This is a genomic window from Planococcus sp. APC 3906 (genome assembly GCF_030407685.1).
Lineage (GTDB): Bacteria > Bacillota > Bacilli > Bacillales_A > Planococcaceae > Planococcus > Planococcus koreensis.
Window position 1 is genome coordinate 37,550 of the sequence record NZ_JASDCW010000017.1, and the last position, 25,500, is coordinate 63,049.

27 protein-coding genes and 2 riboswitches are annotated in these 25,500 nt (G+C 46.4%); of the genes, 26 read left to right on the forward strand and 1 reads right to left on the reverse strand.

Annotated elements, in window-relative coordinates; genetic code table 11:
* The first annotated feature begins 8 nt into the window (after positions 1-8).
* The 18 genes from QMA09_RS10970 (at position 9) to QMA09_RS11050 (ending at position 16,061) form a co-directional block, all read left to right on the forward strand.
* Positions 9-1,181 carry an acetyl-CoA C-acetyltransferase gene (locus tag QMA09_RS10970; RefSeq protein WP_290213170.1) on the forward strand — a complete coding sequence of 391 codons (1,173 nt, stop codon included), beginning with the start codon at positions 9-11 and terminating at the stop codon, positions 1,179-1,181.
* Positions 1,182-1,221: 40 nt separating this feature from the next.
* The gene (locus tag QMA09_RS10975) at positions 1,222-3,003 is read left to right on the forward strand and encodes an acyl-CoA dehydrogenase family protein (RefSeq protein ID WP_290213171.1); all 1,782 of its coding nucleotides are present in this window, start codon (positions 1,222-1,224) and stop codon (positions 3,001-3,003) included.
* 162 nt (positions 3,004-3,165) lie between these two features.
* Complete coding sequence (locus tag QMA09_RS10980) at positions 3,166-3,519, forward strand: arsenate reductase family protein (RefSeq protein ID WP_290213172.1); 354 nt, start codon at positions 3,166-3,168, stop codon at positions 3,517-3,519.
* A gap of 79 nt (positions 3,520-3,598) precedes the next feature.
* Entirely contained in the window at positions 3,599-3,979 is a 381-nt protein-coding gene (gene gcvH / locus QMA09_RS10985) for a glycine cleavage system protein GcvH (RefSeq protein ID WP_135505777.1), read from the forward strand.
* 461 nt (positions 3,980-4,440) lie between these two features.
* Positions 4,441-4,779, forward strand: coding sequence for a toprim domain-containing protein (locus tag QMA09_RS10990; RefSeq protein ID WP_135505782.1), 339 nt, complete (start codon positions 4,441-4,443; stop codon positions 4,777-4,779).
* Between the two features lie 6 nt (positions 4,780-4,785).
* The gene (locus tag QMA09_RS10995; protein ID WP_135505775.1) at positions 4,786-5,097 is read left to right on the forward strand and encodes a thioredoxin family protein; all 312 of its coding nucleotides are present in this window, start codon (positions 4,786-4,788) and stop codon (positions 5,095-5,097) included.
* A gap of 47 nt (positions 5,098-5,144) precedes the next feature.
* A riboswitch (SAM riboswitch) is annotated at positions 5,145-5,249 on the forward strand.
* A gap of 81 nt (positions 5,250-5,330) precedes the next feature.
* Positions 5,331-6,356, forward strand: a complete 1,026-nt coding sequence (locus QMA09_RS11000; RefSeq protein ID WP_135505773.1) for a methionine ABC transporter ATP-binding protein — start codon at positions 5,331-5,333, stop codon at positions 6,354-6,356.
* Entirely contained in the window at positions 6,349-7,017 is a 669-nt protein-coding gene (locus QMA09_RS11005; protein WP_135505771.1) for a methionine ABC transporter permease, read from the forward strand. The genes QMA09_RS11000 and QMA09_RS11005 overlap by 8 nt, the downstream gene beginning before the upstream one ends.
* A 34-nt stretch (positions 7,018-7,051) precedes the next feature.
* Positions 7,052-7,867, forward strand: a complete 816-nt coding sequence (locus QMA09_RS11010; protein WP_135505769.1) for a MetQ/NlpA family ABC transporter substrate-binding protein — start codon at positions 7,052-7,054, stop codon at positions 7,865-7,867.
* Between the two features lie 148 nt (positions 7,868-8,015).
* Entirely contained in the window at positions 8,016-9,185 is a 1,170-nt protein-coding gene (locus QMA09_RS11015) for a dicarboxylate/amino acid:cation symporter (protein ID WP_183736497.1), read from the forward strand.
* A gap of 103 nt (positions 9,186-9,288) precedes the next feature.
* Positions 9,289-9,816, forward strand: a complete 528-nt coding sequence (locus tag QMA09_RS11020; protein WP_290213173.1) for a prolipoprotein diacylglyceryl transferase — start codon at positions 9,289-9,291, stop codon at positions 9,814-9,816.
* A gap of 273 nt (positions 9,817-10,089) precedes the next feature.
* Positions 10,090-10,248: a YuzK family famiily protein gene (locus tag QMA09_RS17180; RefSeq protein WP_479681130.1), complete on the forward strand. Its 159-nt coding sequence runs from the start codon at positions 10,090-10,092 to the stop codon at positions 10,246-10,248.
* Between the two features lie 270 nt (positions 10,249-10,518).
* Positions 10,519-11,298, forward strand: coding sequence for a Fe-S cluster assembly ATPase SufC (gene sufC / locus QMA09_RS11025; protein ID WP_135501397.1), 780 nt, complete (start codon positions 10,519-10,521; stop codon positions 11,296-11,298).
* 18 nt (positions 11,299-11,316) lie between these two features.
* Complete coding sequence (gene sufD / locus QMA09_RS11030) at positions 11,317-12,621, forward strand: Fe-S cluster assembly protein SufD (protein ID WP_135501399.1); 1,305 nt, start codon at positions 11,317-11,319, stop codon at positions 12,619-12,621.
* Complete coding sequence (locus tag QMA09_RS11035; protein ID WP_290213174.1) at positions 12,621-13,850, forward strand: cysteine desulfurase; 1,230 nt, start codon at positions 12,621-12,623, stop codon at positions 13,848-13,850. Before sufD ends, QMA09_RS11035 begins: the two co-directional genes overlap by 1 nt.
* Positions 13,840-14,280: a Fe-S cluster assembly sulfur transfer protein SufU gene (gene sufU / locus QMA09_RS11040; RefSeq protein WP_135501403.1), complete on the forward strand. Its 441-nt coding sequence runs from the start codon at positions 13,840-13,842 to the stop codon at positions 14,278-14,280. The genes QMA09_RS11035 and sufU overlap by 11 nt, the downstream gene beginning before the upstream one ends.
* A 20-nt stretch (positions 14,281-14,300) precedes the next feature.
* Positions 14,301-15,698: a Fe-S cluster assembly protein SufB gene (sufB, locus tag QMA09_RS11045; RefSeq protein WP_290213175.1), complete on the forward strand. Its 1,398-nt coding sequence runs from the start codon at positions 14,301-14,303 to the stop codon at positions 15,696-15,698.
* 177 nt (positions 15,699-15,875) lie between these two features.
* Positions 15,876-16,061, forward strand: coding sequence for a hypothetical protein (locus QMA09_RS11050; protein WP_135501407.1), 186 nt, complete (start codon positions 15,876-15,878; stop codon positions 16,059-16,061).
* Between the two features lie 167 nt (positions 16,062-16,228).
* On the opposite strand, the gene QMA09_RS11055 is transcribed toward QMA09_RS11050, so the two are convergent.
* Complete coding sequence (locus QMA09_RS11055) at positions 16,229-16,906, reverse strand: DNA alkylation repair protein (RefSeq protein ID WP_290213176.1); 678 nt, start codon at positions 16,904-16,906, stop codon at positions 16,229-16,231.
* Between the two features lie 251 nt (positions 16,907-17,157).
* On the opposite strand from QMA09_RS11055, the gene QMA09_RS11060 reads away from it, so the two are divergent.
* From QMA09_RS11060 to QMA09_RS11095, 8 genes are all read left to right on the forward strand, one after another.
* The gene (locus tag QMA09_RS11060; RefSeq protein WP_290213177.1) at positions 17,158-18,018 is read left to right on the forward strand and encodes a DUF72 domain-containing protein; all 861 of its coding nucleotides are present in this window, start codon (positions 17,158-17,160) and stop codon (positions 18,016-18,018) included.
* Complete coding sequence (locus QMA09_RS11065) at positions 18,018-18,845, forward strand: sulfite exporter TauE/SafE family protein (protein ID WP_135501413.1); 828 nt, start codon at positions 18,018-18,020, stop codon at positions 18,843-18,845. The genes QMA09_RS11060 and QMA09_RS11065 overlap by 1 nt, the downstream gene beginning before the upstream one ends.
* Positions 18,846-18,858: 13 nt before the next feature.
* Positions 18,859-20,202, forward strand: a complete 1,344-nt coding sequence (locus QMA09_RS11070; RefSeq protein WP_290213178.1) for a bifunctional metallophosphatase/5'-nucleotidase — start codon at positions 18,859-18,861, stop codon at positions 20,200-20,202.
* A gap of 70 nt (positions 20,203-20,272) precedes the next feature.
* Positions 20,273-20,456, forward strand: a riboswitch (Lysine riboswitch).
* Positions 20,457-20,569: 113 nt separating this feature from the next.
* On the forward strand, positions 20,570-22,144 hold the full coding sequence (locus QMA09_RS11075; RefSeq protein WP_135501415.1) for a Na+/H+ antiporter NhaC family protein: 1,575 nt from the start codon (positions 20,570-20,572) through the stop codon (positions 22,142-22,144).
* A gap of 201 nt (positions 22,145-22,345) precedes the next feature.
* Entirely contained in the window at positions 22,346-23,866 is a 1,521-nt protein-coding gene (locus QMA09_RS11080) for a sodium-dependent transporter (RefSeq protein ID WP_290213179.1), read from the forward strand.
* Between the two features lie 14 nt (positions 23,867-23,880).
* Positions 23,881-23,997, forward strand: coding sequence for a methionine/alanine import family NSS transporter small subunit (locus QMA09_RS11085; protein ID WP_135501419.1), 117 nt, complete (start codon positions 23,881-23,883; stop codon positions 23,995-23,997).
* 153 nt (positions 23,998-24,150) lie between these two features.
* Positions 24,151-25,074, forward strand: a complete 924-nt coding sequence (gene lipA / locus QMA09_RS11090; protein ID WP_135501421.1) for a lipoyl synthase — start codon at positions 24,151-24,153, stop codon at positions 25,072-25,074.
* Between the two features lie 15 nt (positions 25,075-25,089).
* On the forward strand, positions 25,090-25,434 hold the full coding sequence (locus QMA09_RS11095) for a YutD family protein (RefSeq protein WP_290213180.1): 345 nt from the start codon (positions 25,090-25,092) through the stop codon (positions 25,432-25,434).
* Positions 25,435-25,500: the final 66 nt, after the last annotated feature.

The following is a 25,500-nucleotide window of genomic DNA, read 5'->3' on the forward strand; positions in this document are numbered from 1 at the left end:
AAAAAGAAATGCGCGAAGCAGTAATCGTGGCCGGAGCAAGAACACCGGTCGGAAAAGCGACAAAAGGTTCTCTAGCGACTGTGCGGCCGGATGATTTCGGCGCATTGGTTGTAAGGGAAGCATTGAACCGGGCAGGATATGACGGTCCGATCGATGATTTAATCATGGGCTGTGCAATGCCGGAAGCGGAACAAGGCATGAACATCGCCCGCAACATCGGTGCATTGGCCGGCTTGCCGGATACAACACCGGCAGTAACAGTCAACCGTTTTTGTTCGTCAGGCCTCCAGTCGATCGCATACGCAGCGGAGAAAATCATGGTTGGCTCGGCTGAAGCGGTCATCGCCGGCGGAGTGGAATCGATGAGCATGGTACCGATGATGGGCAACGTCATCCGCCCCAATGCAAAATTGGCGGAAACGGCGCCTCAGTATTATATGAGCATGGGCCATACGGCAGAACAAGTGGCAACCCAATACGGCGTCAGCCGAGAAGACCAGGACGCATTTGCCGTCCGTTCGCATGAGCGGGCGGGTGCCGCAATCGCAGCTGGGAAATTCGATGATGAAGTTGTGCCGGTTGAAGTGACCAAACGATTTGTTGATGAAAACAATAAATACCAGGAAAAAACGTTCATGTTCAAAATGGATGAAGGCGTACGCCATGGCACGAACGTCGGCGGTTTATCGAAATTGCGTGCAGCCTTTTCTGCCCGCGGTTCGGTAACAGCTGGGAACTCGTCGCAAACATCAGATGGCGCAGGCGCGCTATTGGTGATGGACCGTGAAAAAGCGGAAGCGCTTGGGCTTAAGCCTTTGGCTAAATTCCGCTCATTTGCAACAGGCGGCGTGCCGCCGGAAGTTATGGGTATCGGGCCGATCGTGGCAATTCCGAAAGCGTTAAAATTGGCTGGCTTGTCAATCAGCGACATCGACGTCTGGGAATTGAATGAAGCCTTCGCTTCGCAATCGCTGGCGGTTGTCCGCAACCTCGGCATCGATATCGATAAAGTGAATTTCAACGGCGGAGCAATTGCCCTTGGGCATCCGCTGGGTGCAACAGGATCCATTTTGACGATCCGCATGATGAGTGAATTGAAGCGCCAAGGCAAGCAATTCGGTGTGGTAACAATGTGCATCGGCGGCGGAATGGGCGCAGCAGGCGTCTTTGAAATGCTATAGGATCTTTAATTTCATGAATAAAAACTAGGAGGAATTCACAATGGAACAAGAAAAAACATTGATCAAAGGCGGCAGTTTCTTAATCGAAGAGGCAGACCTTTCACGCGTCTTCACACCGGAAGATTTTACAGAAGAACATAAAATGATTGCCAAAACGACCGAGGATTACGTCAACACAGAAGTAATGCCTGTCGTGGAAAAATTGGAAAACCACGAATTCGAACATTCCGTGCGCTTGCTGAAATCAGCTGGCGACCTTGGTCTTCTAGGAGCAGACGTTCCAGAACAATACGGCGGTCTTGGGTTAGATAAAATCGCATCAGCATTGATCGCTGAAAAAATGTCGAAAGCCGGCGGATTCTCGATCACGCACGGCGCACACGTCGGCATCGGTTCATTGCCAATCGTTTTGTTCGGCAACGAGCAGCAAAAACAGCAATATTTACCGCGCTTGGCGACTGGCGAAATGATCGCTGCTTATGCATTGACTGAGCCGAGTTCAGGGTCAGATGCATTGGGTGCGAAAACGACAGCTCGCTTGAACGAAGCTGGCACGCATTATGTATTGAACGGTGAAAAGCAATGGATCACCAACGCTGGTTTTGCTGACGTTTTCGTGGTTTATGCGAAAATTGATGGCGACAAATTCTCAGCGTTCATCGTTGAACGTGCATATGATGGCGTTTCAGTCGGGCCGGAAGAAAAGAAAATGGGCATCAAATCTTCATCGACTCGTACATTGATCTTGGAAGACGCGCAAGTGCCTGTGGAAAACCTATTGGGTGAAGCTGGGCGTGGGCACATCATTGCGTTTAACATCCTGAACATCGGGCGCTACAAATTGGGCGTTGGCACAATCGGAGCTTCGAAGCGCGCGATGGAAATCACGATTCCGTATACGAACCAGCGCCAGCAGTTCAAGACACCGATTTCATCATTCAACTTGACGCGCGAGAAATTGGCGACGATGGCTTCACACCTATATGCAGTGGAAAGTTCGGTTTACCGCACAGTCGGTTTGTTCGAAGACCGCATGAGCGAGTTCACGGATGAGCAGCAGGCTGACGGCAAATTGGTTGCTGACTCAATCGCTGAGTTCGCAGTTGAATGTTCGTTGAATAAATTCTTCGGTACAGAAACGCTTGATTATATCGTTGATGAAGGCGTTCAGCTTCACGGCGGCTACGGCTTTATGCAGGAATACGAAATCGAACGCATTTACCGTGACTCGCGCATCAACCGTATTTTTGAAGGAACAAACGAAATCAACCGTTTGCTGGTTCCTGGTACGTTATTGCGCAAAGCGATGAAAGGCGAACTTCCGTTGCTGCAGCACGCACAGAAATTGCAAGAAGAATTGCTCATGATGATGCCGGAAGAAGTCGGCACAGAAGCTTTGGTGCAGGAAAAATACCTGGTCCGCAACGCGAAGAAAATCGCCTTGCTGGCAATTGGCTTAGCGGCGCAGACGTACGGCACGAAATTGGAGCAGGAGCAGGAAGTTCTCGTGAACATCGCTGACATCGTCAGCAATGTATTCGCAATGGAATCTGTCGTTCTCCGCACCGAAAAAGCGATCGCTGCATCAGGCGAAGAAAAAGCACAGCAGAAATTGCTGTATACGCAAATTTATTGCCAAGAAGCATTCGATAAGATCGAGAAAGACGCGAAAGAAACATTGATCGCAGCAATCGAAGGCGACAACCAGCGCATGATGCTTTCAGCATTGCGCAAACTGACGCGTTCGACTCCGTACAACGTCATCGCGAAGAAACGCGAAGCGGCTGTTAAATTGATCGAAGCAGAAAAATACGTGGTGTAACAGGGACCAACAGGCTCATTCGGTGAGCCTGGTACGAAAAAGGGATTGGGCAGGGGGCCTAATCCCTTTTTTGCGTTAACCGGAAGGTACAGGCGAAGGGAGTATTTTACATCGACGCAGCGCCGGCGATTTGGTAAGCTTGGAAAAAAAGGAGGTTTTTTCTTGATTACTTATTACGCGTATCCGAAATGCACAACTTGCCGAAAAGCGAAGAAATGGCTTGACGATCAAGGGGTTGAATACAACGAAATCAATATCGCGGAAGCACCGCCTTCTAAAGAGCAGCTTAGCGAAATTTATGCAGCGAGCGGAGTCGACTTGAAGAAGTTTTTCAACACGAGCGGCATGAAATACCGGGAGCTTGGGCTAAAAGACAAATTAGCTGATATGGCAGAAGAAGAACAGCTCGAATTGCTGGCTTCCGACGGCATGCTCATCAAACGCCCATTGGCTTATGGCGACGGAAAAGTGACGCTTGGATTCAAAGAACAGGACTTTGAAGCGAGCTGGAGATAGAGCAATTGATTTCTTGTATTTCCGATTTGTTTATGTCAAACTTAGATATGAGTAAACTACATAATATGGAGGGTTTTCGATGAGCACACCACTAGAACTTCGTTATTCAAAAGAGCATGAATGGGTCAAGGTAGAAGGCGCGACAGCACGGATCGGCATTACTGATTTTGCACAAGCTGAACTTGGAGATATCGTTTTTGTTGAATTGCCGCAAGTTGGCGACGAACTGAAAAAAGACCAGCCTTTCGGCAGTGTCGAGTCTGTTAAAACTGTTTCTGAACTTTACGCTCCAGTCAGCGGTAAAGTGGTAGAAGTGAACAGTGAGCTTGAAGACAGCCCGGAATTTGTTAACGAATCCCCTTACGAAAATGCGTGGATGGTGGTAATCGAATCCCCTAGCGAAGCTGAATTGGGCGAATTGATGACAGCTGAGCAATACAAAGAAATGATCAACGAGTAATGAAAAGCGCCTATGTGGCGCTTTTTTTATACACAAATGTGGATATCTATATGATATTTTCTAATATCGCGATATTCCGCAAAACAGCTCCGCTTGCCGCGGGCGAGCGCCAAGCCTCTTCAGCCCGCTAGCGCGTGCTTCCCGGGTCTCGGCTGTCTCGCTTTCCCGCATGCGTCTCCGCTGTTTTGCTCCATATCGAGAGATCTCTTAGCGACAAGCTTGCACAGAAGCAGTTCCCTTTCATGTCTAGAAGTTAGCGCAGCACTACACGAGCAGTAAGGTTTTCTCTGCTGTTTTGCTTCATTTCAAGAGATATTTTAGCGGAGGCGCGTCCAAGGGCTAGGCGAAGCAATGAGACGAGTGCTTTTCTCGGCTCATAGCGAGAGCCATGCCCAAAGCGACCGAAGCGGTGTATAAACTTTAACTTTGATTGTTCAACTTATCTAGCGAGGTGTTGCATGATGGAAAAAGTGATTTTGGTGGAAGGAATCAGCGACAAAGCGAGAATAGCGCCGCTTATTGCAGAACCCGTGACGATTCTTTGCACAAATGGTACAGTAAGTGCAACAAGGCTTGAAGAATTGCTGCTGCCGTTTGAAGAAATGGATATCATCATTTTGGTGGATGCGGATAAATCAGGCGAGAAGCTGCGCAAACTGGTGAAGCGCGAGTTTCCGGAAGCCCGCCATTTCTATATCAACCCGAGCTACAAAGAAGTAGCTGCTACACCTATTCGCATATTGATGGATATATTGATATCGGCAAACGTTCAAGTCAATAAGTTTATAGCTGAAGGATGAATTTGCATGAAAGAATGGACACATAAAGAATGGCTGAAAGAAAAAAATACAAACGACGTGGCTGCCTACTACCTGTATGCGCCGATGTGCGGCACTTGCCAGATTGCTTCGAAAATGCTGGATGTCGTGCAGGAACTGGTGCCTGATTTGCCAATGGGCAAAGCCAACTTGAATTATGTACAGGAAATCGCTTCGCTGTACCAAGTGGAAAGCGTTCCGTGCCTGCTCATCACACAGAACGGACAGCTGAAAGAAAAGATTTACGCGTTCCAATCCGTACCTTATCTATATGGAAAGTTGAAATCAGTTGACGTATAAAACCAAGCGTGGTAAATTAAATTTCTGAAATTAATTAAATATCGTTACTCTTATTAAGAGTGGTGGAGGGAAGTGCCCTATGAAGCCCGGCAACCGTCATGAAAATGAAATGGTGCCAAGTCACGCGAAGCTGAAACTTCGGGAAATGAGAGATCGGTTCAACTTTTACAGTTACCCTTCTGCTCATTTCTGCGCAGAAGGGTTTTTATTTTTGGATTAGGAGTGTTTGGGAAATGATTGAACTTAAAAAGTTATCGAAAGTGTTCGATACGGGCAAAGGCTCGTTGACAGCGGTCGATGGAGTGGAACTGGACATCGCGCCAGGCGAGATTTTCGGAATCATCGGCTATAGTGGAGCGGGCAAGAGTACGCTCATCCGCCTATTGAACGGTTTGGAAAAGCCGACGTCGGGATCAGTCGTCATCAATGGCCAGGACATTACAGCGATCAACAGCAAAGACTTGCGCAAAGCACGCCAGAAAGTCAGCATGATTTTCCAGCATTTCAATTTGCTGTGGTCGCGCACCGTCAAAGAGAATATCGAATTTCCGCTTGAAATTGCAGGAGTGCCGAAAGAAAAACGTGCTGAGCGTGTCTTGGAACTTGTGGAACTCGTTGGCCTCGCTGGAAGAGAGAATGCGTATCCTTCGCAGCTATCCGGAGGGCAAAAGCAACGCGTCGGCATTGCCCGCGCTTTAGCGAACAACCCGGAAGTGCTGCTATGTGATGAAGCCACTTCTGCATTGGATCCCCAGACGACGGATTCAATCCTGGATTTGCTGGTCGATATCAACAAAAGGCTCGGATTGACAATTGTGCTGATCACGCATGAAATGCACGTCATCCGCAAAATCTGCCACCGCGTCGCCGTAATGGAAGGCGGGCGCATCGTCGAATTGGGCGATGTACTGAACGTTTTCCAGGCGCCAAAGGAAAACATCACGAAACGCTTTGTGGCCCAGGTGACAGATACCGAAGATTCCCAGGAAACCATCAAGCATTTGCGTGAACTGTATCCGTCGGGTGTCCTCATCAAGCTGGTATTTGTCGGCGACCAGACCGAGCAGCCGATCTTAACGAAACTGATTCGCAAATACACTGTCGATATCAACATCGTGCAGGGAAATATCGCACATACGCAAAGAGGGGCTTACGGTACATTGATCTTACAAATAAAAGGCTCTCAACCTGAAATTGATGAGGCGATCGCCTTCCTCAATGCAGAAGACGTCCAAACGGAGGTGATGGCAAATGATTGAGTCATTATTCCCTAACGTCGACTGGAATGATATGTGGGAAGCGACGCTCGAAACTTTATACATGACGGCCATGTCGACATTCTTCACTTTTGTCATCGGCTTGGTGCTCGGCGTCATCCTGTTTTTGACGGCGCCGAAACAATTATGGGCCAACAGCATCGTCAATTGGCTGACCGGTGCATTCGTTAATATTTTCCGTTCAATTCCGTTCATCATCTTGATCATCTTGCTGATTCCGTTCACGAAGTATATGATCGGAACGATTCGCGGACCAAACGCCGCATTGCCAGCATTGATTATCGGCGCCGCACCATTTTACGCACGCATGGTTTTGATTGCGCTGAAGGAAATTGATAAAGGCGTTATCGAAGCCGCCCGTTCAATGGGTGCAAGCACATGGACCATCATCCGCAAAGTGCTGCTTCCGGAATCCAAACCGGCACTTATTTCCGGCATCACGGTGACAGCCATTGCTCTTGTTGGTTATACCGCAATGGCAGGCATCATCGGAGCCGGCGGCCTGGGTACCTTGGCGTTCCTTGACGGCTTCCAAAGAAGCCGCCAAGACGTCACGTTAATGGCCACAATCCTTATCTTGATCATTGTATTTGCCATCCAGTTTATCGGTGACCGTTTGACTGTCAAGTCAGACAAGCGCTAATCATAAAAAACACATAAAAAGGGAGATTGACAACATGAAGAAATTTGTAGCAGGAACAGTATTAACAGCATTTGCACTAGCAGGATGCGGAGCAGACGAAGGCGGCTCAGGAGAAGAGTCATCAACATTGAAAATTGGTGCATCCAACGTGCCGCATGCTGAAATTCTTGAACAAGCTCAACCGATCCTTGAAGAACAAGGCATCGAGCTTGAAATCGAAACATACCAAGATTACATTTTGCCGAACCAGGATTTGGAAGCTGGCGAAATTGACGCAAACTACTTCCAGCACGTCCCTTATTTGGCTTCACAAGTTGAAGAATTCGGCTACGAATTTGAAAACGCTGGTGGCATCCACATCGAACCAATTGGTGTTTATTCGCAAAAATACGACTCTTTAGAAGAACTTCCAGAGGGTGCTACTATCCTGATGAGCAGTTCAGTTGCTGATCACGGCCGTATTTTGTCTATGCTTGAAGCGCAAGGCTTGATCAAGTTGGATGAAGCTGTAGAGAAAACAACAGCAGAAGTCAGCGATATTGCGGAAAACCCTAAAAACTTGAAGTTTGAAACAGATTACGAAGCAGCAATTTTAGTGCAAATGTACGAGCAAGGCGAAGGTGACGCTGTGTTGATCAACTCCAACTACGCAATCGATGCCGGCTTGAACCCAATGGAAGATTCCATTGCCCTTGAAGATTCAGACTCGCCATACGTTAACATCATCGCAGTCCGCAAAGGCGATGAGGACAATGAAAACGTAAAAGCATTGGTTGAAGTATTGAAATCAGATGAAATCCAAGACTTTATCCTAGAAGAATGGGGCGGCTCTGTCGTACCTGTAGACTGACCAAAAAGCATCCGAGAGGGTGCTTTTTTATTTTGCAGAAATAATGAAAATATTCCGCGTTTTTTTGAATCTATTCTTTTATTTTGCCGCCTGTGATACTTTTGAATAATAATGATAATACAATTGTTCATATGGGGAGGACATAGTAATGAAGATCAAGTTCGGTTTATTGCCGAGGATCATTTTGGCCATCGCTCTGGGTGTATTGATTGGCTCATTTGCGCCGGAATGGCTCGCTCGTGTATTCGCAACATTCAATGCTATTTTCGGAAGCTTTCTTAATTTCATCGTTCCTTTGATTATTCTTGGGTTTATCGCACCCGGTATTGCAAAACTCGGCAAAGGCTCAGGGAAATTGCTCGGATTGGCTACTTTTTTTGCTTATTTCTCGACAATAATTGCAGGGATTCTCGCATTTATGGCGTCAACGACAATTTTGCCGAATTTCATGAAAGCCGGTACGATGAGCAACATCGACGATCCGGAACATGCACTTGCTGCATCTTATCTTACTTTGGAAATGCCGCCGGTATTCGGTGTTATGTCTGCGTTGATCCTCGCATTTTTGCTTGGAATCGGCATGGCTTCAACAGGCAGCAAAACAATGGTTTCGTTCTTTGATGAATTCCAGGCGGTTATTGAAAAGACGATTTCGTATGTCATCATTCCCTTGCTGCCATTCCATATTTTCGGGATTTTCGGCAATATGGCATACGGCGGGGCAGTTGCTGAAATCCTGTCCTTGTTTGCGGTTGTATTCGTAATGATCATCATCCTTCACTGGATCATGCTCTTGCTTCAATATACGGCTGCAGGAACTTTGAATAAGAAAAATCCGTTCTTCTTGCTGAAAACGATGATGCCGGCCTACTTTACAGCGCTTGGCACCCAGTCATCTGCGGCGACGATTCCAGTTACCGTCCAGCAAGCGCGCAAGACCGGAGCCAACGAACGTGTTGTTGACTTCGCAGTGCCGCTGTTCGCAACGATTCACCTTTCCGGCAGCACAATCACAATCGTGTCTTGTGCGGTCGGTGTCATGTTATTGACTGGCGAAGTGCCGGCTTTCGGTAGCATCTTGCCGTTCATCTTGATGCTCGGCGTCACCATGATTGCTGCGCCAGGTGTGCCAGGCGGTGCTGTAATGGCAGCTATCGGATTGCTCGAGTCCATGCTCGGTTTTGACCAAACCATGATCGCGTTAATGATTGCCCTTTACCTAGCACAAGACAGCTTTGGAACTGCAACGAATGTAACGGGCGACGGTGCTTTATCGATGATCGTCGATCGCTTCACGAATGGAAAAAAAGCGGTGTAATAAAAACAATATTTCACCTATTTCGACTTTTCTCCCAAATATATACAATCAGAAAAAGCTGTGCTACTATAATTTTGATTGTAAGAAAAAGGGGGAAATATTTATGAAGAAATTATTGGTTATCGGGTTCTCAGCTGCACTTCTATTAAGTGCTTGCGGTGAAGATACAACTAGCGGGGCTACTGAAAAGTCACCAGCAACAGACGACGCTGCAAAAGAGACAGGCAATGCTAAACAGGAAATGATGCGTTTCTACATGTCAGTTCCAAATACGATCAATGCAACAGATGCAGACTTGAACGCTTTTGAAATGGCACAGACTGAAGGCACATTGCCAGAAGCTGAAGAACTTCAAACAATGAAGGATGCGGCAAAAGCTTCAGCTGAAGAAACTTCTGCAGCAGTAGAAGGAATCGAAATTCCGGAAACGCTCGAAGAACAGAAAACTGATATCGAAGCTGCACTTGCTTCTATTAAAGAGTCCTACGACATGAAAGCTGAAGAGCTGACTAAAGAAGCTTCTTTCGAAGCGGCAAATGCAAAATTCCAAGAAGCAGACGAGAAGTTCAACGCACTATTGGAAGCGCAAGAGCTTAACCCTTCAAGCATCTACAACGAAGTAAGCCAATAAAGAAAAGGCCCGGCATATATATGCTGGGCCTTTCTTGTGTTTTTTTGATCTTTTGTTGAGGAAATAGCGCAGTTGTTTTGCGGAATATCGGCTATTTATAACAGATTATTTCGTTTTGAATTTTCTGGTATTTAATAAGGCAAAAGAGCCATTTTATAGAAAATCGATATTTATGGGTTTTAACTGGAATAACAGGGGTATACTTAACAAGTAAAACAAACCGGAAAGGGATGAAACGCCATCGATTCAAATGGAATTGAACACACAGAAAAAATGGAGCAAGCCTTTAGGGATGTTCACGGATTTGGTATCAACGAATACCAAAACGACACTGACAAGATTATTGAAGTGGAACAACGGAGAGAACAGGATTATCGGCAGGGCCAACAAGTTGCCGCTCGTTTGGAACGTCAAGTACACAGAAATTCATAATAGACGAAATTGACACGGCCGGCGCCTTTAAGTGCCGGTTTTTTATTTGCTTATTTCTCATTTAGCATTTAGTTATTGAAAATGCGAATATAGGTTTGATAGGGAAAAAAACCTCTTGAAATTAGGGCAAATACAGGTTTTTAAATTGATTGCCGTTGGTTTTCAGAGCCGATTTAAAGATTTGCTACAATGGGCTATTTCATGTAAGATTAGAATGATACTAATTAAGAATGGAATTCCATTCTATATTAACTTTATGGAGGTATTTAAATGTCAACTTTGGTCATTAAAGATTTGCACGTTAAAATCGAAGATAAAGAGATTTTAAAAGGTGTAAACTTAACAATTAATACAGGTGAAATTCATGCCATCATGGGACCTAACGGAACTGGGAAGTCTACACTTGCTTCTGCTATCATGGGGCATCCGAAATATGAAGTAACATCAGGATCAGTCACTCTTGACGGAGAAGACGTTCTTGAAATGGAAGTGGACGAGCGCGCACGTGCGGGCCTTTTCCTTGGCATGCAATACCCGAGCGAAATCTCAGGCGTGACGAATGCTGACTTTATGCGTTCAGCAATCAATGCTCGACGCGAAGAAGGCGAAGAGATTTCATTGATGAAGTTCATCCGTGAGCTTGACAGCAAAATGGAGACGCTTGATATGGACCAGGAAATGGCACAGCGCTATTTGAATGAAGGTTTCTCAGGCGGCGAAAAGAAACGCAACGAAATTCTTCAGTTGATGATGATCAAACCAACATTCGCAATTTTGGATGAGATCGATTCCGGTTTGGATATCGATGCACTTAAAGTTGTTTCTGAGGGCATCAACCAGATGAAAGGCGAAAGCTTTGGCTGCTTGATCATCACTCATTACCAGCGTTTGCTGAACTACATCACGCCGGACCATGTCCATGTGATGATGCAAGGCCGTGTTGTTAAATCAGGCGGCAAAGACCTTGCGCTTAAATTGGAAGCTGAAGGCTACGACTGGATCAAAACTGAGCTTGGCATCGAAGACGAGACAGTAGGACAAGAAGCTTAATTGGAAGGGGAGACTAACGTGACGGTTGAAACAAACTTAAAAGTGACCGAGCAGGACGTGCGCTCCTTCTCGGCTTCTAAATCAGAACCAGAAGAGTTTACGAACCTGCGCGTCCAGGCGCTGGCAGCGGCAGAAGTTTTGCCTTTGCCAAAACCGGATAAAACGAAAATCACAAGCTGGAACTTCACGGAGTTTCCGGTGCATTCAACAGAAAGCTCAACGTACTCTTCATTAACTGAGCTTCCTGAAGAAGTGAAATCATTGGTTGATCTTGAACAGAAAAACCTATATATCCAACACAATAATACGCCGGCATATGCTTCTTTGTCGGAAGACTTGAAAGCGAAAGGCGTCATCTTGACTGATATTTTCACTGCAATCCGCGACCACGCGGATTTAGTGGGCAAGTATTTCATGAAAGATGCCGTTAAAGCTGAAGAGCATAAATTGACTGCATTGCACGCCGCTCTATTGAACGGTGGAGTTTTCCTTTATGTTCCTAAAAACGTTGTTGTGGAAGAGCCTGTACAGGTTATCTTCATCCATGACGATGAGAATGCGTCGTTGTTCAACCATGCATTGGTCGTAGCGGACACAAGCAGCCAAGTAACATATGTAGAAACATATATTTCGACAGTGCCGCATGCAAATGGACTGGCGAACATCGTCTCTGAAGTAATTGCAGAAGACAATGCCCAAGTCACTTATGGTGCAGTGGATGTATTGGCTGAAGGTTTCACAACCTACGTCAACCGACGCGGCGTTGCAAAACGCGACTCGCGCATCGAATGGGCACTTGGCATGATGAACGACAGCGACACGATTTCAGAAAACACGACGTTCTTAATCGGTGACAATTCTGTCGGCGATACGAAAACGGTTGTGGTCGGACGCGGTTCGCAGAAACAGAATTTCACAACGAAAGTTATCCACTGGGGCAAGAACTCAGACGGACAGATTTTAAAACACGGCGTTATGAAAGATTCAGCATCAGCCATTTTCAACGGCATCGGCAAAATCGAACACGGTGCAACCAAAGCAAACGCCGAGCAAGAATCGCGTGTATTGATGCTTAGCCCGAAAGCGCGCGGAGATGCAAACCCGATTCTTTTGATCGATGAAGACGATGTAACAGCTGGCCACGCTGCTTCAGTTGGCCGCGTGGATCCATTGCAATTGTTCTACTTGATGAGCCGAGGCATTTCAAAACAAGAAGCTGAACGTCTTGTTATTCACGGCTTCCTGGCACCGGTTGTTCGCGTGTTGCCAATCGAAGGCGTTAAAAAGCAATTGACGGAGGTTATCGAAAGGAAAGTCCGCTAATGATATCTAAAGAGATTAAAAGCTATTTTCCGATCCTGAATCAAGAAATCAACGGCCATCCGCTGGTCTACCTGGATAGCGCCGCTACTTCACAAAAGCCGGTTCAAGTAATCGAAGCATTGAAAAATTACTACGAATTCGATAACTCGAACGTCCATCGCGGCGTCCATACACTTGGCAATCGTGCTACTGAGAAATACGAAGGCGCCCGTGAAAAAGTGCGCAAATTCATCAATGCCAAATCGACAGAAGAAATCATCTTCCTGCGCGGCACAACGACAGCAATTAATTTGGTTGCTCAAAGTTATGGCCGGGCAAACGTCGAAGAAGGCGATGAAATTGTCATCACTTATATGGAGCACCATTCGAACATTATTCCCTGGCAGCAATTGGCGAAAGAACGCGGAGCTGTCCTGAAATATATTGAACTTGAAGAAGATGGAACGATTTCATTGGAACAAGTTCGCGCAGCAATCACTGACCGGACAAAAATCGTCTCCATGGTTTACGTTTCCAACGTCCTAGGCACGATGAATCCGGTAAAAGAAGTTGCGAAACTCGCTCATGAAGTCGGAGCGGTCATGGTCGTGGACGGAGCGCAAGCTGCTCCGCACCTGAAAATTGATGTCCAGGATCTGGACTGCGATTTCTTCGCGTTTTCAGGCCATAAAATGGTCGGACCGACTGGCATTGGTGTGTTATACGGCAAAAAAGCTCTTTTGAACGACATGGAACCAGTTGAATTCGGCGGCGAAATGATTGATTTTGTCGGCCTTTATGACTCTACATGGAAAGAGCTGCCGTGGAAATTCGAAGGCGGAACACCGATCATTGCCGGTGCTGTCGGCTTAGGTGCAGCCATTGATTTTCTCAATGATATCGGTTTGAATGAAATCGAAAAGCATGAGCATAAAATGGCTGCCTATGCGATGGACAAAATGAGCGGGATTGAAGGGCTAGAAATTTACGGCCCCGCAGATCCGGCAAAACGGGCAGGCATTGTCACATTCAATTTGAATGATGTCCATCCACATGATGTTGCAACAGTCTTGGATATGAGCGGAATCGCTGTACGCGCTGGCCACCATTGTGCACAGCCGCTTATGAAATGGCTGAACGTTTCAGCCACAGCCCGCGCAAGCTTCTATCTTTACAATGACGAGTCGGATATCGACCGCCTTGTAGAAGGACTGCGTTCAGCAAAGGAGTATTTCAACGATGTCTTCTAATAATTTAGACCAATTATACCGACGCGTGATTATGGATCATTATAAAACACCGCGCAATAAAGGCACGCTTGACACGAACAGTGTTAATATAGAGATGAACAACCCGACTTGCGGCGACCGCATCTTGCTGACGCTCCAAGTCGAGGATGGGATTGTCAAAGATGCGAAATTCGACGGCGAAGGCTGCTCGATTTCCATGGCATCCGCTTCAATGATGACGCAGGCTGTAAAAGGCCAACCAGTGGAAAATGCGTTAAAACTTTCGCACATCTTTTCAGACATGATGCTCGGCAAAGAGTATGATGACTCGATCGACCTGGGTGATATCGAAGCTCTTCAAGGAGTTTCGCAATTCCCAGCACGCATCAAATGCGCGACGCTTGCATGGAAAGCCATGGAAAAGGGTGTACAAAGCGAAGAAAAATCGTAACACAGAACGGAGGAACGGCGATGGCTAAGAAAATGCCAGAAATCGGCGATTATAAATATGGGTTTCATGACAAAGATGTATCGATCTTCAGATCCAAACGCGGTCTGACGGAAGAAATCGTCAGAGAAATCTCGAAAATCAAGGAAGAGCCGGAATGGATGCTCAATTCCCGCCTGAAAGCTCTTAAATTGTTTTACTCAATGCCAATGCCACAATGGGGCGGCGACTTGGGTTCATTGAACTTTGATGAAATTACGTATTACGTAAAACCATCTGAACAAAGCCAGACTTCTTGGGATGAAGTGCCTGAAGAAATCAAAGCGACGTTCGACAAACTCGGAATTCCTGAAGCGGAGCAGAAATACCTTGCAGGCGTTTCAGCACAGTATGAATCCGAAGTTGTTTACCATAACATGAAAGTTGAATTGGAAGACATGGGAATCGTCTTTAAAGATACTGGTTCTGCACTTCGTGAAAACGAAGACTTGTTCAAGGAATACTGGCAATCAGTTATTCCGGCTGCAGACAATAAATTTGCAGCTTTGAATACTGCAGTATGGTCAGGCGGATCGTTCATCTATGTCCCTAAAGACGTTAAAGTGGAATCACCGCTTCAAGCATATTTCCGAATCAACTCGGAAAACATGGGCCAATTCGAGCGTACGTTGATCATCGTTGATGAAGGCGCAAGCGTTCATTATGTAGAAGGTTGTACAGCACCGGTTTACACGACGAATTCATTGCACTCTGCTGTAGTTGAAATCATCGTGAAAAAAGACGCTTATTGCCGCTACACAACTATCCAGAACTGGGCGAACAACGTCTTCAACCTTGTAACGAAACGTGCTTTTGTTGATGCGAACGGTACAATGGAATGGATCGACGGCAACATCGGTTCTAAATTGACGATGAAATACCCAGCTATTTACTTGAAAGGCGAAGGCGCACGCGGCATGACATTGTCGATCGCAATCGCTGGCAAAGGGCAGCACCAGGATGCCGGAGCGAAAATGATCCATTTGGCTCCGAATACATCTTCATCAATCGTTTCAAAATCGATTTCGAAACAAGGCGGGAAAGTTTCCTACCGCGGAATCGTCCACTTCGGCCGCAAAGCCGACGGCGCGCGTTCGAACATCGAATGCGATACGCTGATCATGGACAACCAATCTACATCTGATACAATTCCATACAACGAAATCTTGAATGACAATGTATCTTTGGAGCATGAAGCGAAAGTTTCAAAAGTATCTGAAGAGCAATTGTTCTACTTGATGAGCCGTGGTGTTTCTGAGCAAGAAGCGACAGAAATGATCGTAATGGGCTTTATCGAACCGTTCACGAAAGAATTGCCGATGGAATATGCGGTAGAAATGAACCGTTTGATCAAGTTTGAAATGGAAGGCTCGATCGGTTAATGAATTAATGAATAGCCCTCGGTATGGTTTTGACCATGCCAAGGGCTATTTTTTTGTGAAGTTTTAGGGTGCCGAATGTAAACTCGGGGAGTTTCTGCTGGAAAAATTGCACGGTTTTACAGTCTGTTCAAAGGGTATATAAACCAAGAAGATAAAATATGGGGAGGTTTATTGCACATGAGCCAAGCATTTGATGCATTAAAGGCAAAGCTTAGCAACGCAGATCTGGCGCAAGCAAAAGACGTAATCATACAAGCTAAACAAGCTTACGATGATGGACAAATCGATGAAAATGAAAGAAACGAACTCTTGGAATCTGCAAAATCCGTCATAGGAAGCAAAGGGCTCGGTGGGCTTTTTTAAGAGGCTGAAATGAAATTTCATTTGGATAAGAGAGACTAACCTTGAGCATGCTAACGGTATGCCCAAGGTTATTTTTCTGTACAAACTGATGGAGAATCTTCCAATCATCGGTAAGGAGATGGGTGTTGAACACCAAAATAAAAGCCCGGTGCATCTGCCCCGAGCTTTTATTTTTTGATGTTTTTCAATGCCTCCCGTTTGCTGAGCGGCTGCAGTGCAGAAGCAGCAACAAAATCTCTCACCCATTCCGGATCGGTTTTGGCGTATTCCCGCAGCGCCCAACCGATGGACTTTTGGAGAAAGAACTCGGGTGAAGCGGCATGCTGTAAAACAATGCGGCTGAGCACCTCGGTATCTGTAGCTTGCTTAAACTTCAATTGATGGAGAATGGCTGCCCGGTTGGTCCACATATTATCCGCACTTGACCAGTCAAAGATGGCGGCAGTACCGGCATTTCGTTCGTGCAAAACCACGTGGCCGACAATCCGCGGCGCGATGGAATCGACGCTGTCCCACCATGACTTGCTTTCCACCAATTCGCGAAGAAAAGGGAGGTCGTGGATCGATAAATGGCTTTTCATCTTATCAAGCAGAGCGATTGCAGCGTATTGGTATTCGCGTTCCGGAAGCTTATAAAGCGTCCAGACTTCTTGCGCCAAGCAATCCGGTTCTGGAAGGCGGCATTCGGAAAACTGCTCTTTTAGCAAAGCTTTTCGCAAAGGTGTTTTAATGCCCAGGAAAGGGAACTGGTTTCTCATGTAGGCGGCCATGGGGAGGGCTAAGCTTTCATCGCGGTGCGCTTCGAATTTTTCAATAAGCTTGTTATGGTCCCACTCTGTTTTCATCTTTTACCATCTCCAATCAGCTTTTTAAAAAAGTGTAGCATATTCAATAGGTGGGAAATGAAACTATATAGGATTTTGATTAAGCTGGATGCTGTCTGCATTATATAGAAGAAATTGCTAAATAGTATTCTTTCATCCTCTATTCTGCAAATAGCTGAAAGCCAGCACATTCGATTAAGGGACGTCCTCATAAAAGACGTTCGTTTTTTTCTATGCTATCATAAAATAACAGTGAAAATGGAGGCGGGACGATGATATACGTGGGATTGACAGGCTGGGGCGACCATCCGGACGTCTACAGCCCTGATTCTAAAAAGACTGAAAAACTCATTGACTATAGTGCTCATTTCCCGATTGTCGAGCTGGATTCCTCATTCTATGCCGTTCAGCCGGCGCGCAATATCACCAAGTGGATAAACGAGACGCCAGAAGGCTTTCAGTTCGTCGTAAAAGCATACCAAGGCATGACTGGGCATTTGCGTGGGGAAAATCCTTTCGACAGCAGAGACGAAATGTTTGAAGCGTTCCGCTTATCGATCCGTCCCATGAAAGAGGCGGGAAAACTGGCGATGGTTCTGCTGCAATTTCCGCCTTGGTTTGATTGCCAGAAGGACAATGTGGAACAAATCAGGGAAATCACGGGCCAATTGCAAGAGTTCGATTTGGCGATTGAATTCCGCCACCAATCTTGGTATGCACCGGAATTCCGCGAAAAGACGCTGGAATTTTTAAAGGAAAACAATTTGATCCATACGGTGTGTGATGAACCGCAGGCCGGAGATGGCTCCGTCCCGCTAGTGGCAGCTTCTACGCGCAGCGACAAAGCGCTATTGCGTATCCACGGACGCAATGTTCATGGTTGGACAAATCCCGGGGGCGGCCAAAAATGGCGGGAAGTCCGTTATCTGTATGATTACAATGATGAAGAACTGCGTGAAATCAGCAACGCGGCTGAAACTCTTCAGAAATCTTCCGATAAAGTTTACGTCATATTCAATAATAATTCCGGCGGCCACGCTGCTGGAGATGCAAAGCAGTTTCAAAGCATGAATGGCTTGGAATTCAATGGTTTGTCTGCCAAGCAACTGGATTTATTTGAAGGAGGATTTTAATGGAGTTCGTATTACTGGCGATTGCTGGGTTATTTTCGGGCATTGTAGGAGCGCTGATAGGCCTCGGAGGCGGCGTGATTCTGGTGCCGGCGATGCTGTTCCTCGGTACCGCCGTCGCTTTCTTCCCTGATTTAAGCCCTCAGCAAATCGTCGGTCTATCTGTCATCATGATGATTTTCACCGGCTTGTCGTCTACTTTATCTTATATGAAAGTCAAGACGGTCGACTACCGGAGCGCGCTCATCTTTTTTGCGGGCAGCGCACCGGGTACAGTCGTGGGCGCCTTTGTCAATAAAGGGCTCGATTTGCCATCATTCAATTTATACTTTGGAATTCTATTGGTTTTCCTATCCTTGCTATTATTGGTTCGCGACAAATTAAAGGCCGTTTACTGGTTTGTCGAGAACGGCAAAAAGAATACGTTCACGGATTCGATGAACAAGGAATACATTTATGGCTATCCCATCTGGTTCGCGTTGTTGTTGACATTCGGCGTCGGTTTCGCTTCAGGGCTGTTCGGCATCGGCGGAGGCTCCATCATGGTGCCAGCGATGATTTTGCTATTTTTGTTCCCGCCGCATGTCGCGGTTGGTACATCGATGCTGATGGTGTTCTTATCTTCGATCATCAATTCCATCACGCATATTTCGCTGGGCAATGTGCCTTGGATTTACACACTGGCGATTGTACCTTCGGCATACATCGGCGCAAAAATAGGCGCTTCATTGAACAAAAAGATGAAATCAGAGACGCTTGTCGTCATTTTACGGATCGCATTGCTGATCCTTGGCTTGCGTTCGATTTACGAAGGATTATTCAGTTTTTAAAGAGGTGCAGAACATGGGGGAAACCATTCATATTTATCATACAAATGATCTGCATAGCCATTTTTCGCATTGGCCGGAGATCCGTGCCTTTTTGCATGAACGCAAGCGCTGGCATGAGGAAACGGGCGATACATGCCTGATTTTGGACATTGGCGACCATGTTGACCGCTCGCACCCCTTTACAGAAGGAACTGCTGGAAAGGGCAATGTGGATCTTCTGAACGATGCTGGCTATGATGCAGTGACCATCGGAAACAACGAAGGCATTACATTGTCGAAAGAAGAGCTGGACGAATTATATATTCAAGCGGATTTTGATGTGGTAGTTTCGAATCTTTTCACTGCGGATGGCCTGCGTCCAACTTGGGCAAAGCCCTCCAAGGTCATAAGGACTGCAGAAGGGCGGAAAATCGGTTTGGTGGGGGCGACTGCGGAATTCACGCCTTTTTACAAACGCCTTGGCTGGACGGTATCTGATGCAAAGCAATCAATCATCGAAGCGGCTGCAGAGTTGAAAGGGAACGTCGATTTTATCGTCTGCCTGTCGCATCTCGGCATCAGGGAAGATGAACTGTTGGCTGAAATGTGCAGCGACTTGGATATTATTCTTGGCGCGCACACCCATCATATTTTCCACGAAGGAAAAATGATCAATGGCTCGCTGCTCGGCGCTGCAGGGAAGTTCGGCATGTTCATTGGCCATATCACCATCGACCCTGATACGGGAGAGCGCGAAGCCGAGCTGATTGAAACGGCTGATTTGCGCAGCAAAGATGAAGGGTTCAACGACATGCTCATCGAGGAAGGCAAAATGCAATTGAACGAACCGGTTTTTTATAATGAAAAGGCATTGAAAGCGGAATGGTTTAAGGACTCGGAGCTTGCTGAACTTTTTGGGCAGGCAATGATCGAATATTCCGGTGCTGATTGTGCATTATTCAATGCCGGGCTATTTATGGAAGATATGCCGCTCGGTGAGATGACGCGCTATGACTTCCATAAAATGCTGCCGCATCCGATCAATTTGTGCCTGATTGAGTTAAGCGGAGCGGAGCTGAAGGAAATCTACCTGCAGTCGTTGAATGCCGAATGGCCAAAAATTGAATTGAAAGGGATGGGGTTCAGGGGAGCGGTTTTCGGCAACATGATCCGCGTCAATTTTTCATTGGTCGAACATGAGCTCTTTATTGGCGGCCGCCGCGCGCGGCATGATGAAATGTTCAATTTAATCACACTTGATATGTTCACATTCGGTTATTTCTTCCCGGAGTTGAAGCGAGCTCCAAAAACTTATTTCATGCCTGAATTTCTGCGGGATGTCTTTAGCCAATTTTTCCGTACGAAACCGGTAAGATAAGTGAAAATTCGGAGTTGACATTCATTTGATTTCATTAATATTGTGCGCTATGCTTTTAATGAATTCAATATCGATGGGTAGAGGCTGCAAGGCTTATCAGTAAGGTGCGGAAGGTTGACATGGTTGCTCGCATCCGAAAGGGAGTTTTGCCGAAGTTTCTTTTTCAGCTGTCACTGAAAAAGAGGCTGGGGGCATTCTGAAGAAGAATGTCACTGTCGTCTGTGTTTTAGCATAGATGAAGGGCTACAGGGTTGTTTGATGTTTTACCGCACAGACGAATTGTAGAAGGCTGATTGTATCCATAGGGAACAATCAGCCTTTTTTTCTTACTTTCTCTTCCATCCTATTAAAAAAGGAGGAATTTAACATGGAAAACACTATTTTTTCGATTTTACCCCCAATTGTGGCAATCGTCATGGTTCTGCTGACAAAACGAGTTCTCTTATCACTTGGTGCCGGAATTGTCGCTGCGGCGTTCATCTTGACTTCTTTCGCGCCGGTAGAGGCCGCTGCGGAAATCTTCAATTCGTTTGCCATCACATTCTGGGACGGCGGATTTAATGCGTACAACGTCTTTATCTTGCTGTTCTTGTTCTTGCTCGGAATCATCACCGCGTTTGTCAGCCTGTCAGGCGGCAGCATGGCATTTGCCGACTGGGCATCTGAGCGCATCAAAACGCGCCGAGGCGCAAAAGTGCTGACAGTCGTTCTCGGAATGGTCATTTTCATCGATGATTATTTCAATGCGCTGGCAGTTGGCCAAGTAGCGCGCCCGATTACGGACCGCTACAAAATTTCACGCGCCAAACTGGCTTATTTCATCGATTCGACAGCTGCACCTGTTTGTGTGGTTTCGCCAGTTTCCAGCTGGGGAGCGGCTATCATCGGAATCATCGCCAGCATCTTGTCGGCACAGACTTTCGTTCAGATGTCCGCACTTGAAGCGTTCATCTGGATGGCTCCGATGAATTTCTATGTGGTTGCAGCATTGGCAATCGTCTTTTTCGTCGCAGTGCGCGATGTCGATTTCGGTGCGATGAAAAAACACGAAACACGCGCTATTACCACGGGCGAATTATTCGATGCCAAGAAAACGATTCCGGGTGAGATGAAAGAAGACTTCCCGGTTCATGGCCACGGCCGTGTGACAGATCTGCTTTTGCCAATTATCTTGCTGGTTGCAGGAACGATTGGCGCAATGGTTTGGACCGGCTATCAGAATGCAGGGCAAACCTTGGATATCTGGGCAATTTTTGAAAACACGGATGTTCCGGCTTCATTGATGGCGGGTGGCTTATTGGGTGCAATTTCTTCCATCCTCTTATACGTTCGCCAATTCAAGCACAACAAAACGGCAAAAGCGTCATGGGTTGGAAAAGGCATCTTTGAAGGTGTGCGTTCAATGCTTGGGGCTGTGCTGATTTTAATCTTCGCCTGGTCGTTGAGTTATTTGATCGGCGCACTGGAAACAGGGCTGTATTTGGCTGATTTTGTAACTGAAAGCAATATGCCGATTGAGATCCTTCCTGTGCTTTTATTCGCATTAGCAGGAGTCATGGCCTTCTCGACAGGAACATCATGGGGCTCTTTCGGGATTTTGCTTCCGATTGCCGGCAATATCATGGCACAAGCCGCACCGGAATTATTGTTGCCAGCACTTGCAGCAGTTCTAGCAGGCGCTGTGTTTGGAGATCATTGTTCGCCAATCTCCGACACGACCATTCTTTCATCGACTGGGGCAGGAAGCAACCACATGGACCACGTCATGACGCAATTGCCGTATGCATTGGTATCAGCTGCTATTGCGGCTGTCGGGTATATCGTCATAGGTTTTACCGGCTCACTCCTGTGGTCGTTGCTGACAGTGATCGTCATTTTAGCAGTATTATTCATTGTCTGGTCAAAACGGACTACAATTTTAGAGAAACAAGCAAATAGCTAGTGAATTTGAAAGCAGAGATTTTAAATCTCTGCTTTTTTATTATTGCCGCAATAGTTTTTAAGAAAAAATTTCCGGAATTATCTTTACTTTAAAGGGTCCCATAGTTATACTGATTTTAGATTAGTCAATAATCTGAAAATAAACAAACTTCCTATTTTTCTGTAAGAAAAATGGGAGCAGACAAAAAAGGGGGGAAGAAAAATGGAACGTTCGCAATGGGGCACACGCGCCGGTTTTATCTTGGCGGCAGTCGGCTCGGCGGTAGGTTTGGGGAACATCTGGCGTTTTCCATACGTTGCCTATGAAAATGGTGGAGGAGCATTCTTTATACCGTACTTATTCGCTCTGTTGACCGCAGGGATACCAATTCTAATTCTGGAATTCACCATTGGGCATAAATACCGTGGATCCGCACCGTTGTCATTCTTTAGAATGGGCGGCAAGAAAATGGAGTGGCTGGGCTGGTGGGCAGTATTTGTCTCCTTTGTCATATCCACCTATTACGCTGTCATCATCGCTTGGTCTATGCGCTATACGATTTTCTCATTCAATCAAGCGTGGGGCACTGATACAGAGGCGTTTCTTTTCAACGATTTCCTTCAATTGACAGTGACACCAGGGCAAACTGGCGGAATTGTTTGGGGTGTATTCATTCCCTTGGTGCTTGTATGGGCCATCACGCTGGGAATTCTATTCGCAGGTGTAAAAAAAGGTATTGAATTGGCGAACCGTATTTTCATTCCGACATTGGTCGTCATTTTCTTGATTGTTGTAATCCGTGCGTTAACTCTTGACGGAGCGATGATTGGCCTTGATGCATTCTTCAAGCCGAATTTTGATGCCATCATGGATCCGAAGGTTTGGGTAGCGGCATATGGACACATTTTCTTCAGTTTGTCTGTCGCATTTGCGATCATGATCACATATTCAAGTTACCTTCCGAAAAAATCGGATATCACGAACAATGCATTCATCACCGGATTCGCGAACTCGGCGTTTGAATTGCTCGCTGGTATCGGGGTTTTCGCGGCACTTGGTTTCATGGCGAATCAGCAAGGCGTTGCAGTAGCGGATGTCGCTGCAGCGGGTGTAGGGTTGGCATTCGTTGTCTTCCCGCAAATCATCAATGAATTCCCTGGCTTTAATGGGTTGTTCGGGGCTTTGTTCTTCTTGTCCTTGACGCTTGCCGGATTGACTTCACTGATTTCAATCACCGAAACTTATGTAGCCGGCTTCTCCGAGAAATTCGGCTTGTCGCGCAACAAAGCCATCGCATTCGGCGGCGGTCTTGCAGCATTGATTTCGATCCTATTCGCAACACAAGGCGGATTATTCTTCCTTGATGCTGCTGATTATTTCATCAACCAGTTTGGTGTAGCAGCTATTGGATTAGTGGAAGTGGTCATGGTTGTCTGGATATTCCGCAAAGCGGATATGCTGAGAGACCATGCTAATGCTATCTCGGATATTCACCTTGGCGGCTGGTGGAAGATTTGTTTAGGCGTTGTAACTCCGATTGTTTTGGGCTATATGATGTTCGGTTTGCTAAAAACCAACCTTCTGAAAGAGTTTGATAACGAAACAGGAAACTACGAAGGCTATACAGATACATTCATCATGTTCGGCGGAGCAGGCGTGGCAATTGCCGCAATCGTTCTGGGAATTCTTTTCTCAATCGGAAAATGGCATAAAGACCATGCTCAGTTTGACGAGCATAAATAAGGGGGACTTACACAATGTCAACTGAAGCTATTGTTGTAATGATCATTGGTATGGTCATCATTTGGGGCGGCCTCGGCGCAAGCATCGGGCACGCTGTCAAAAAAAGCAAAGAAGCCAAAAGAGCTGCATAATAAGAAGGACCGGAAGCGCTTGCGCTTCCGGTTTTTTATTTAGTTCTACAGCGCTGGGGGAAGACAGGCATATTGTGGGCAAGTAGTCTTTATGGTACATTTGGAAGAGAAATGCTATCGTTTACAAAACCAACACGAATGGGGACGATGAACGTGTCGACAAAGCAGGAGCATCTTAGAAAGCCCGATTGGTTAAAGATTAAGCTGAATACAAATGAAAACTACACGGATCTGAAAAAAATGATGCGTGAAAATAATTTGAACACGGTTTGTGAAGAAGCCCGATGCCCGAATATCCACGAATGTTGGGGAACGCGGCGCACTGCCACGTTCATGATATTAGGAGCAATCTGCACGCGCGCTTGCCGTTTCTGCGCAGTCAAAACAGGGTTGCCAAATGAACTTGATTTGCAGGAGCCTGAACGCGTCGCCAAATCCGTCGAGTTGATGAACCTGAAGCATACGGTCATTACGGCGGTAGCAAGAGACGATTTGAAAGACGGAGGTTCTGCCGTATTTGCTGAGACGGTGCGGGCCATCAAACGTGCCAATCCGTTTACAACAGTTGAAGTGCTGCCGTCGGATATGGGCGGTGTCTACGAGAACTTGCAGCGGCTGATGGAAGCGGAGCCGGATATCCTTAACCATAATATCGAAACGGTTCGCCGCTTGACGCCAAGGGTCAGAGCTCGGGCGACCTATGACCGTTCATTGGAAGTACTGCGGCGTGCCAAAGAAATCCGTCCGGAAATACCGACGAAATCATCTTTGATGCTCGGTTTGGGCGAAACCCATGAAGAAATCCTTGAAGTGATGGATGATTTGCGCGCAAACGATGTGGATATCATGACAATCGGGCAGTACCTGCAGCCGTCGAAAAAGCATTTGCCGGTACAAAAATATTATTCGCCAAAGGAATTCAAGGAACTTTGGCAAATTGCAATGGATAAAGGATTCTCGCATTGCCAGGCAGGCCCTCTTGTGCGCAGCAGCTACCATGCCGATGAGCAGGTTAATGCCGCAGCCAAAGAGCGCCAGCGGCTAGGGGATATACAGACTGCAGCAGCAGACAGTTGATAGGTGGTGACAAAGATGTTCGTATTGGACCAATGGGTATATGAAGTCCTGATTGATTACCGGGATGGATTCCAGGAAGAGGCATTGAATGGCCGCTACAGTGAAATATTATCAAAGTACGATTACATTCTCGGCGACTGGGGATATGGACAGCTCCGCCTAAAGGGATTTTTTGAAGACACCAACCATAAAGCGACTTACGATACCAAAATCAGCACGTTGCAGGATTATTTATACGAATACTGTAATTTCGGCTGTGCACATTTCGTCATTAAGAAAGTCGGAAAGGCGCCAGCTCCGGCAGAAACGCCAGCGCAAGAACAAGTAGAAATACAACAAACCTCCGAAGCGGAAGCTTGATCCGCCGGAGGTTTTTTCTGTCCCTATGGTATGATAGAAAGAGACAGCAGCATGAAAAGAGCTAAT